The sequence below is a fragment of the Ancylomarina sp. genome (assembly GCF_041555295.1).
In the GTDB taxonomy this organism is placed as follows: domain Bacteria; phylum Bacteroidota; class Bacteroidia; order Bacteroidales; family Marinifilaceae; genus Ancylomarina.
Genome location: NZ_JBFFKR010000130.1, coordinates 1 through 9,431 on the forward strand (window position 1 = coordinate 1; position 9,431 = coordinate 9,431).

7 protein-coding genes are annotated in these 9,431 nt (G+C 35.6%); all 7 read left to right on the top strand.

Annotated elements, in window-relative coordinates; all coding sequences use genetic code 11:
- The first annotated feature begins 199 nt into the window (after positions 1-199).
- Entirely contained in the window at positions 200-649 is a 450-nt protein-coding gene (locus ABY905_RS10225) for a subtilase family N-terminal domain-containing protein (RefSeq protein WP_372643279.1), read from the top strand.
- A gap of 1,316 nt (positions 650-1,965) precedes the next feature.
- Positions 1,966-4,881 carry a SusC/RagA family TonB-linked outer membrane protein gene (locus ABY905_RS10230; protein WP_372643282.1) on the top strand — a complete coding sequence of 972 codons (2,916 nt, stop codon included), beginning with the start codon at positions 1,966-1,968 and terminating at the stop codon, positions 4,879-4,881.
- A gap of 13 nt (positions 4,882-4,894) precedes the next feature.
- Positions 4,895-6,361 carry a RagB/SusD family nutrient uptake outer membrane protein gene (locus ABY905_RS10235; RefSeq protein ID WP_372643284.1) on the top strand — a complete coding sequence of 489 codons (1,467 nt, stop codon included), beginning with the start codon at positions 4,895-4,897 and terminating at the stop codon, positions 6,359-6,361.
- A gap of 17 nt (positions 6,362-6,378) precedes the next feature.
- Complete coding sequence (locus ABY905_RS10240) at positions 6,379-7,275, top strand: Calx-beta domain-containing protein (protein WP_372643287.1); 897 nt, start codon at positions 6,379-6,381, stop codon at positions 7,273-7,275.
- A gap of 129 nt (positions 7,276-7,404) precedes the next feature.
- Positions 7,405-7,542 (top strand): hypothetical protein, encoded by a 138-nt coding sequence (locus ABY905_RS10245; RefSeq protein ID WP_372643289.1) that lies wholly within the window; start codon positions 7,405-7,407, stop codon positions 7,540-7,542.
- Between the two features lie 333 nt (positions 7,543-7,875).
- Positions 7,876-8,319, top strand: coding sequence for a DUF4625 domain-containing protein (locus tag ABY905_RS10250; protein WP_372643291.1), 444 nt, complete (start codon positions 7,876-7,878; stop codon positions 8,317-8,319).
- Positions 8,320-8,545: 226 nt separating this feature from the next.
- Positions 8,546-9,061, top strand: coding sequence for a sigma-70 family RNA polymerase sigma factor (locus ABY905_RS10255; protein ID WP_372643293.1), 516 nt, complete (start codon positions 8,546-8,548; stop codon positions 9,059-9,061).
- The last annotated feature ends 370 nt before the right edge of the window (positions 9,062-9,431 follow it).

Below are 9,431 nucleotides of genomic sequence, written 5' to 3' on the forward strand. Positions count from 1 at the left end.
GAAAAATGGCTACAAGATCAGCATTTGATTAAAAAACAAAAAAAGGCTGCTTAGGATTAATGAATTTAAACAGTCAAAATCAATCACTAAAAGGAAGATTAAAAAATAGAATAAAACTCTAGGATATCAGGGGTCAAAACAGGCAGTATCTTTGATATTTATCTGAAATGAATCGAGTTGATTATTAAATTTTGGTTGTATGCAACAAGTTTTTAGATTAAAACGTATAGGAATGACTCTGGTTACACTTATGGTCATTGTAGGATCATTATTCGCACAAGAATATCGAGACGGTATGAAAGAGGGCCATATTAGGATAAAATTTAAGGCCGAATTGTCTACCTTATTAAACAGTTTGCAAACTAAAAGTGTAGATGGCATTCTTATTACTGGTATTCAATCCTTAGATGAGGTGAACAAACAATTCTCGACAGTGGAAATGAAAAGAGTATTTCCTTATTCCCCTAAAAATGAGGCAAAGCATAAGAAATATGGTTTTGACCTGTGGTATGAGCTTCGATATACTTCCAAGATAAGTCCTCTTGAGGCTGTAGCTGCTTATGCTGAACTTGTTGAGATAGAAATAGCTGAGCCAATTTTGGAAGCAACACTGAATAAAAAGAATTCTCAACGCCGTCCTGCGCCTTGAAAAGTATTCTAAATAAATAAGTTGAATTAGAGGGAGCTGTTTATACGGCTCCCTTTTTTTTTGGCTTTCCGACTCGTCTTTTAATGACCCGCCAATCATTCTTTTTTAGAAGAAAGTAACCAAATTTAATAGAAAAAGTTGATTGCCTGAAAATCAATACTTATTGATTCGTGGGTGTGGAGATGTTATGCTTAAAAAGATGTGTAGAGTGAAATTGTAGGTGTGTATTCTTATAAAGTAGGAATTTTGTTAAGGCTTTATTTTTGGGCGCTTGCTGAAAACCGACTAATCTTGTACAAGTAAGAATGACAACTGTGATTCTTATTTTCATAGTCAGTAAATTCAATAAAGAAGCTTTTACTAAAACATTAAAAACAAACAGACCGCATCAACTTTGTCTTTGTGTAAGAGACAATGAAAATAAACTTTTATGATAATAGTGGTTAATTACCGTAAATTAAACGGGTCTGTTTTAAAATTAGGTGTTTATAAGAGAGAAATATCAGAACTTGATTGTTAGTTAGTCGGTTTCATAATATTCTGAATTTCTTTTTTGTAAGAGTGAATGTATGGATGTGAGTATTGCTCTAGCGGTGCTCACGTCCATTATTCACGCCTAAAAATTAGTGTTTATTGATAATGCTATGATTTACACTTCAAAAACCAGTTTCAATCTTTTGCCAGTAAATCGAGGGCCCCTAATTATTAAATAAAATAGTCTTTCAGCTTCCATATTTTTTAAGAAAGCACTTGCGTTTTTATCTCATGTTTTACGGGTCGATACCCCCCAATAACTTATTACAAGTTTCATCAACGAGATTACAAAATGGCGGCATAATCTTGAGCTGTTTCTCTTCTTTAGTCCCTACAAATATTAATTCATCTATTTTTTTGTGTCAGTTTTCTTTCGCGTAATGTTATGCCTGTCTATTAGTTGTTTAGGCGTTTTTGTAGTGGTGTTGTCATGTTGATGCATGGCTTGAGTAGTGAAAAAGATAGGGCGCAAAGACCACCTGGTAGGATTTATGCTATGGCCTTTTATTAAGATTACTCGGCATAAAGTTCATTCTTGCACTCTTGGAAAAATCAAGGTCTGATATCGATTGTAACAGGATTAAAAAGGGTGTTGAAACTAGTTTTGCGTTAGTGAATGTAAACTGTCCCCAAAGTTGATCCCTCCTAAAACCTGAAGCAAATCATAGACTTGAATCCAATTTAAAATAATGCTTCTTGAAAAGCTCTATCCTATTATTAAAGAGGAGTGGATCGATAGGTGTGTATAAACATTAACTTATTAACTAAATAAACAAAAATCTATGAAAAAAATGATTGGGCTATCCTTATTCCTGTTTTTGCTGGGAGTACAGATAGTATTAGCGCAAACCAAACAAATTACTGGTAAGGTTATCAGTGACGAGGATGGACTTGGAATCCCAGGGGTTTCAGTCGTTTTAAAAGGAACAACTATAGGTACTTCAACAAATATTGACGGTGCTTTTACAATTGAAGCCCAGAATTCAGACATTTTGGTGTTCTCATTTGTAGGTATGCAAATACAGGAAGTTCCTGTTGGAACTAAAACTGTTCTTAATGTGACTATGAGTCCTGAATCCTTGAGTGTGGATGAAGTTGTAGTCGTAGGTTATGCAAGCAAAAAGAAAGGTGCTATTACAGGTGCTGTTTCTACTATTAGTGCCGACAAACTTGAGCAGGTTCCTGTTGCGAGTTTTGATAATGCCCTTCAGGGACAAACAGCGGGAGTACAGGTAATGGCTTCATCTGGACGTCCGGGTGCTGCAGCCTCTATTCGTATTCGTGGTGTATCTTCAATTAATGCAGGTACTGAACCTTTAGTAATAATGGATGGTGTTCCAATTTCGAATGGCGACTTTTCGTCATTAAATGTTAACGATATTGAAAGTATTTCTATTTTAAAGGATGCTGCATCTACTGCTATTTATGGTGCGCGTGGTGCCAATGGTGTTATCGTTGTAACCTCTAAGCGCGGTATTAGTAAAGGAAAAACAGAGATCACTTACCGTGGTCAGTATGGATTATCTAAGTTAGCTCGTAGTAACTTCGATATGATGAATACTGAAGAAAAACTGCGTTATGAAATTGAGCTTGGACTTAGAGGAGCTGACGATCCTATAAATGCAGAACTTAGTAAAGTTAATGTAAATTGGAGAGATGAGGTTTTCCGTGATGCACCTATGCAATCTCATGAGATTTCAGTTCGAGGGGGTAATAATAAAACCCGATTCTTTTTATCTGGTGGCTATTACGATCAGGAAGGGATTCAGTACCGTTCAGATTTTAAACGCTATACCGGAAGAATCAATTTAGATCATAATGCTAGTGATAAGCTTAAGCTAGGTACATCTATAACTTTAGGATTAGAAGAAAATAACTATACAACTACCACGACTAATAGTGTATACAACCCGGCTTTTGTTGGCTATCTAATGAATCCTTACCTAAAAGCTCGTAGAGACGATGGTTCATATACGACTCCTGAAGAAGATGGTCTTCCGTTTGGTAACCCATTGCAGCAGCTTGATCTAAACGAAGATTTTTCGACTAAAGTAATGGTGCAAGGTAATGTGTTTGCTGAGTATAGATTTACAGATTACCTTAAGTTTAAGACGACTGTAGGTGTCGACTTTAAGGATTATGTAGATAAAAGTTACACAAGCCCTGAATCTGCATGGGGATTAGCTACCGAAGGTCAAGTGGGTCGTTCATTTTCTCGTATTTTTAAATTGAATACGACAAACTTGTTAAGCTTTAATAAAACGTTTAACGAGGTGCACGATGTTTCTGCTTTTGCAGGTTTCGAGAGCCTTGAAGGAAAAGTTGAATCTTTTGGTGTTTCTGCAATAAAACTACCTTCAAGTCATATGAAAATGTTAAGTACTGCGGCTGAATACGATGGTACTCCTAATGGGTCAGTTTCAGAGTATGCTCTTCTATCATTTTTAGGATCGGCAAGTTATGGTTATAATGGAAAATATTATGCTGATTTTACTTACCGTAGAGAAGGTTCTTCTCGTTTTGGTGAAGATGTTCGCTGGGCCGATTTTTGGGCTGTAGGTGCTCGTTGGAATGCGAAATCTGAATCTTTCCTAGCTTCGAACGAAATGATTTCAGCTTTAAGTTTTAAAGTTGGTGTTGGTACTTCTGGTAACTGGGAGATTGGAAACTATTCTCATATGAATCTTTATGGTTTTGGTATTTATAATGGAGATAATTCTTCTGCTCCTATTGCTCCAGGAAATCCAGATTTAACATGGGAGCAATTAATGAAAATAAACTTAGGTGTAGATTTAGGTTTATTCAACCGTGTGAATCTTGCTATGGATGTGTATCACGAAACCACTTCTGACATGTTATTCGACGTACCACTTTCATTAACTTCAGGTTTTAGCAGCCGTTGGTCTAATGTGGGTTCAATGGTAAATAGAGGTGCTGAATTAACCATCAATGCAGATATTATCAATTCTGGTGACTTTAACTGGAATTTGTCTGCAAATGTAGGGTACAACCAAAGTGAAATTACAGAACTTTACGATGGCAAGGATGAATTTCGTAAGGGCAGTCTAATATATAAAGTGGGTGAGTCTTACGGACAAATGTATTATACTCGTTTTGCTGGTGTTGATCCTGCTACAGGTAAGAATCTTTGGTTAACAAAAGATGATAAGATTACCGATAATTTCTCTGAGGACGATGCAGTTATGCTTGAAGGTAAGAGTTTTATCGCTCCCTGGACTGGTGGTTTTACAAATACCTTCTCATATAAAGGTTTAACAGTACAGGCTTTCTTTTCATGGGTTAAGGATAAGTATATGCTGAATAATACTCGCTATTTTATCGAGTCTAATGGTCAATTCGCAAGCTTTAACCAGACTAAGCGTATGCTTAACTACTGGAAAAAACCAGGTGATATAACTGACATCCCAAAACCTAACGGACAAACTTATTTTGATTCTCGTTTGGTTGAAGATGCATCTTTCTTAAGATTGAAAAATTTAATGGTAGCCTATACAGTTCCTAAAGATTTTATTGAAAGAATTAAAGGGGTTGAGGGTGTAAGAGTTTATGCTCAAGGACAAAATCTTTTAACTTTCTCTAAATATTCAGGTTTCGATCCGGAATTCGATGGTGTTGTTGAGTTAGGTATGTATCCTCAGGTAAAGACTTTTACTTTTGGAGTAGATGTTAAATTCTAAAGAATAAATAAGAATGAAAAAAATATATAGTTTATTATTAGCAGTGATGCTATTGGGTTTTTATTCCTGCGAAGATTTCCTGGATAAACAACCGACTACATCTATTGATGCAGACAAAGCAATTACGAATGTTAAGGATGCTGGAATAGCATTAAATGGAATGTATTCTGCTTTTAAAAGTTCGGGGTATTATGGCAGATCTTTTGTTGTCGTTCCGGATATTATGGCAGACGAAGCTTTTTCTGTGATTGGTTACTCTAATACTTATGGAGAAATGTATAAGTGGACCTACACTTCCGGAATGGGATCTAGTCCTTGGGGAGTCATGTATGCTACGATTATTCGTTCTTCTAATATTATTAATGTAATTGACGATATTCAAGGAGATTCTATTCAGAAGGCATCTATTAAGGGTGAAGCTTTACTAGGACGTGCTCTGGCTCATTTCGATTTGGTTAAAACCTATGGTAAGGCGTATAACGCTTCTACGGCCTCAACAGATTTAGGAGTGCCTGTTATTACGGAATACCAACAAGGGCAGCCTGAAAGAAATACTATTGAAGAGGTTTATGCTCAGGTTATTGAGGATGCAACTGAAGCAAGAGAATTAATTCCTGCTGCTGGAGAAGAAATTCATGATGGTGACTTTACACGTTATTTCACTAAACATGCTGCTGATGCTCTTCTTGCTCGTGTATATTTATATATGAACAATTGGGACAAAGCGATTTTCCATGCTTCTAATTTGATAGATGAGAATAGATTTGCTTTAGCAGGTTATGGGGACAATGACGATGATTTTCAATCTATGTGGACTTATGATGATGGCAGTGAGATCATTTGCAAGTTTGGTCTGACTGTTGCAGATGCTTCTGGTGCAACTCCGGGGTATAGTTATTATAATGATTCTCAAGGGCTTCCAAAGCCGGATTATGTTCCTGCTCAATGGTTGTTAGATATGTACGATACTAATAATGATATTAGATATGCTTCATATTACAAAACGGTTAAAACAGCCTATAGTGATTGGGTTACCACTTTGGTAAATAAGTATCCTGGAAATCCGGAATTTACTGGATCTAATCAGAACGGAGCTCATATGCCTAAGCTTTTCCGTTTAGCAGAGATGTATTTGATTCGTGCAGAGGCTTATGCTGAAAATGATAACGATGCCCTTGCTGCAGCCGACTTAAATGCTCTTAGAGCAAAACGTATTGTAGCTTATTCTGATGAATTTCTAACTGGTGACGATCTTAAAGCTGCTATTTGGGACGAAAGAACTAAGGAGTTAGCTTTTGAAGGTCATCGTTTTTTCGATCTAAAACGTAAAGGTCTTGGTTTTACACGTATTCCTCAGGAAAATACCGTTTCTGGACCCAATGCACTATCTATCTCATCATCTAACCACAGATGGTTGTGGGCAATCCCTCAGTCTGAATTTAATGGAAATGAGAATATGGATCAGAACTCTGGCTATTAATCTAAATACAAAAAAAAATGAAAAATATATATTGGCTATTTGTAATGCTTTTGACCCTCGGGTTTGGAGCATGTACTGCCGAAGTAGATGAAATTCTATTTCAGGATAAAAATGCTTGTATCTCCTTCATAGAAGAAGAGTTTGAAATTGATGAAGATGTTGAACTTGATCAAACTTTTGAAGTTATTTATCATACTGCTTCTCCAAAGGCAGTAACTGTAGATTTCGATTTTGTAAGTGATGGACTTGCTAATCCGGCTATCGAAGGGGTAGATTTTGAGTTGCTTAATTCAAGCAAGACTTTGACTTTTGGTTCTACTTCGTATAAGAATGCGATTCGTATTAAAGTAATCGGTAATGATACTGTTGATGCGAACAGACAGATTAAAATTAAATTGAAGTCTAGTTCCTTAGATTTACCATTAGGATTAGCTGATGGTTTAAAGTCTGAAATTTTAATCACAATCCTTAATAATGATATCGAAGTTGATGATTCTCATCCTTTAGCACAGCTTTTCGGTTTTTATACTGAGGATGATTACGATATGACTGCTGAAGGCAATCCTTTGGATCCAAATTCAGGGAATTCTGTAACGATTTTACCTGATCCTGAAGATGAAACTCAGGTCTTAATCATGAATTTATGGGGAATTGGTGAAGATGTTGCAATGACGGCTTCTGTTGACCTTGATGAGATGACATTGAGCATTCTTCCGGGACAGGTGCTGTTTGTTCATCCTGATTATGGAGCAGCTAAAGCAGTACGCTATGATCAGGTTTCTCAAGGATGGGATCCTTCCGGAGCGATAGTTTGTCAAATTGGTGAGGATGGTAACATTAGCACTGAAATCTGGGGTGCTCTTGTAGATGCAGGATACTTTGGTATTTATACCACCGTATTTCGTAAGAAATAAAAGATATAGCTTTTTAGTTAGAGGGGCCGAAAGGCTCCTCTTTTATCCCTTTTTAATAAACAATGAATTTACCTTATATCTGCCTTAGATATAATATCTATATGTGTTGCTTGAACTGCTGATGTTGAGATGATTAAAGAGAATTTTAATGAATTATTTAACCCAAAGAACTATTCTGAGAATGAAAACACAGGACGTGTTGCTGACTATTTTCATGATAATTCTTTTGGAAAGATAAAATTAGATATTGAAGGACTCTATGAGTAAATAAAGACATGCTTATATAAAAATGTTAGTTAGTCGGTAGGTTTGGTTAAAAAGGGGAGGTGATCTCAGGAAATACCCTTCCCTTTTTTTGAAATACAAATGGCAAGCATTTAACTGAATGAAATCAATATAGTCCTGAAAAAATAATTAATGAAATCTAATGGAAGGTTGGCATTATTACTTACAATAATTACTAATCATGTCTGCAAATATAATTAGAAAGCCGACCTACCATCAGATTTTATAAGGAATGAAGAATAGGTAATAAATGGTTTAGATTCTAGCCAAGGGAGTATCCCCAATTAAATTAACTCTTTACATTAAGAATTTGATATGATTTTCTATCTGAAAAGTATGCTCATATTGTTTGCCCCATTTTCTTTTTTAGCAAGCAATACTGATGATTTAAAACCAAAGATTGAATTAGTAAGTCCACTAGAGAGTACACGAATTTTCCCTGGAGGAACATTAAACGTGAATGCTGTTCTGTCAGACAATATGGCCTTAGAGGATTATCATATCAGTATTAGTAAAGGAGGATCGGATGCTCTGTGCTATGTAAAGTGTTTTTCATGTAACAACTTAATCAATGCAAGTGTTGATGCTACAGGAAACCCTTTGCCAATTATTAAAGGCAAACTTAATGCTAATCTCAACTTTAATATTGGTGTAGCAAAAGACGCAGTAATTGGTGATTATGATTTTACTATACATGTAAAAGATAAAGCCGGGAACAAGCATATTAAAAAAGTGAATTTTATGATTTCTCGGTTTTAGTAAAGTATTATGAAATAGGTGATGTTATAGCTTATATGGGATACAAATAAGCTGTGTAGTTGTATCCCATATAGTTTGGTTTAATAATAGTCGGTTAGTTTCTTAAAAGACCGGATGGCTAGGTGTGTAGCTGTTCGGTCTTTGTTTTTTTATTGGATATTTGAATTTTTCACGCGATTGAAAGGCTTGAGATATAGTTTTGAATAATCTATATTAATTTTAAGTTATGAGTGATGTAGAAGGGGGGAGTATTTCTAAATATAATATTGATATCATGTTTGAATTGTACTCTAAGCCCTTAGTGAATTATGCTAATTCATTTTTAAATGATTTTAATTTAAGTGAGGATATTGTACAAGAAGTTTTTTTAAGGCTTTGGGAGATACGAAATGAGATTAAGATCTATAATTCATTAAGAGAATATTTGTTCCGCTCTGTGAGAAATAAGTGTATCAATAAAAGACGAAACCAAAAAAATGTGGAACAATATCAATACGATAGAACTTGTATAACAAATGAGGAACAATTAATTCTCACCCAACCTAATGGAGAAGACAAGTTTCATAAATTATATCAGGCGATGGAACATTTGACGCCCAAACGGAAACAAATTCTGAATTATGGCTTATTTGGCCTTAAAAATCAGGAAATCGCCGAAGTAATGGGGATAACCATTAATACATTAAAAACTCAAAAAAGTCACGCATATAGAACACTGCGAACAGTAATGGAGGTTTGTTGAAATTGATATCTGTCAGTAATTTGTGGGCAATTATTGCAAAACGTTCAGGCATACCAACTCCAAAGTCCGCCTCGGATTACACCTTCCTTAAACCTCCGCCTCCTAGCGCTGGAGACAAGTGTGTTCTGGGGTAATATGTCTAAATATCAATAGCTTGTAGTTCTGACGGTTTTTGTTTGCATGTTTTTTACAAGTTTGATTCAATGAATAATGCTTATTCAATCTAGCAAATATGGATTTGGTTCTGCAGTACCTTGTTTTATTAGCGTTTTTATTTGGTCATAAAAAAAAAGGGATACTCCAATGGAATTTCCCTTTTAAACTCGTCGGGATGACAAGATTTGAATTTGCGACCCCTGGTCCCCCAGAC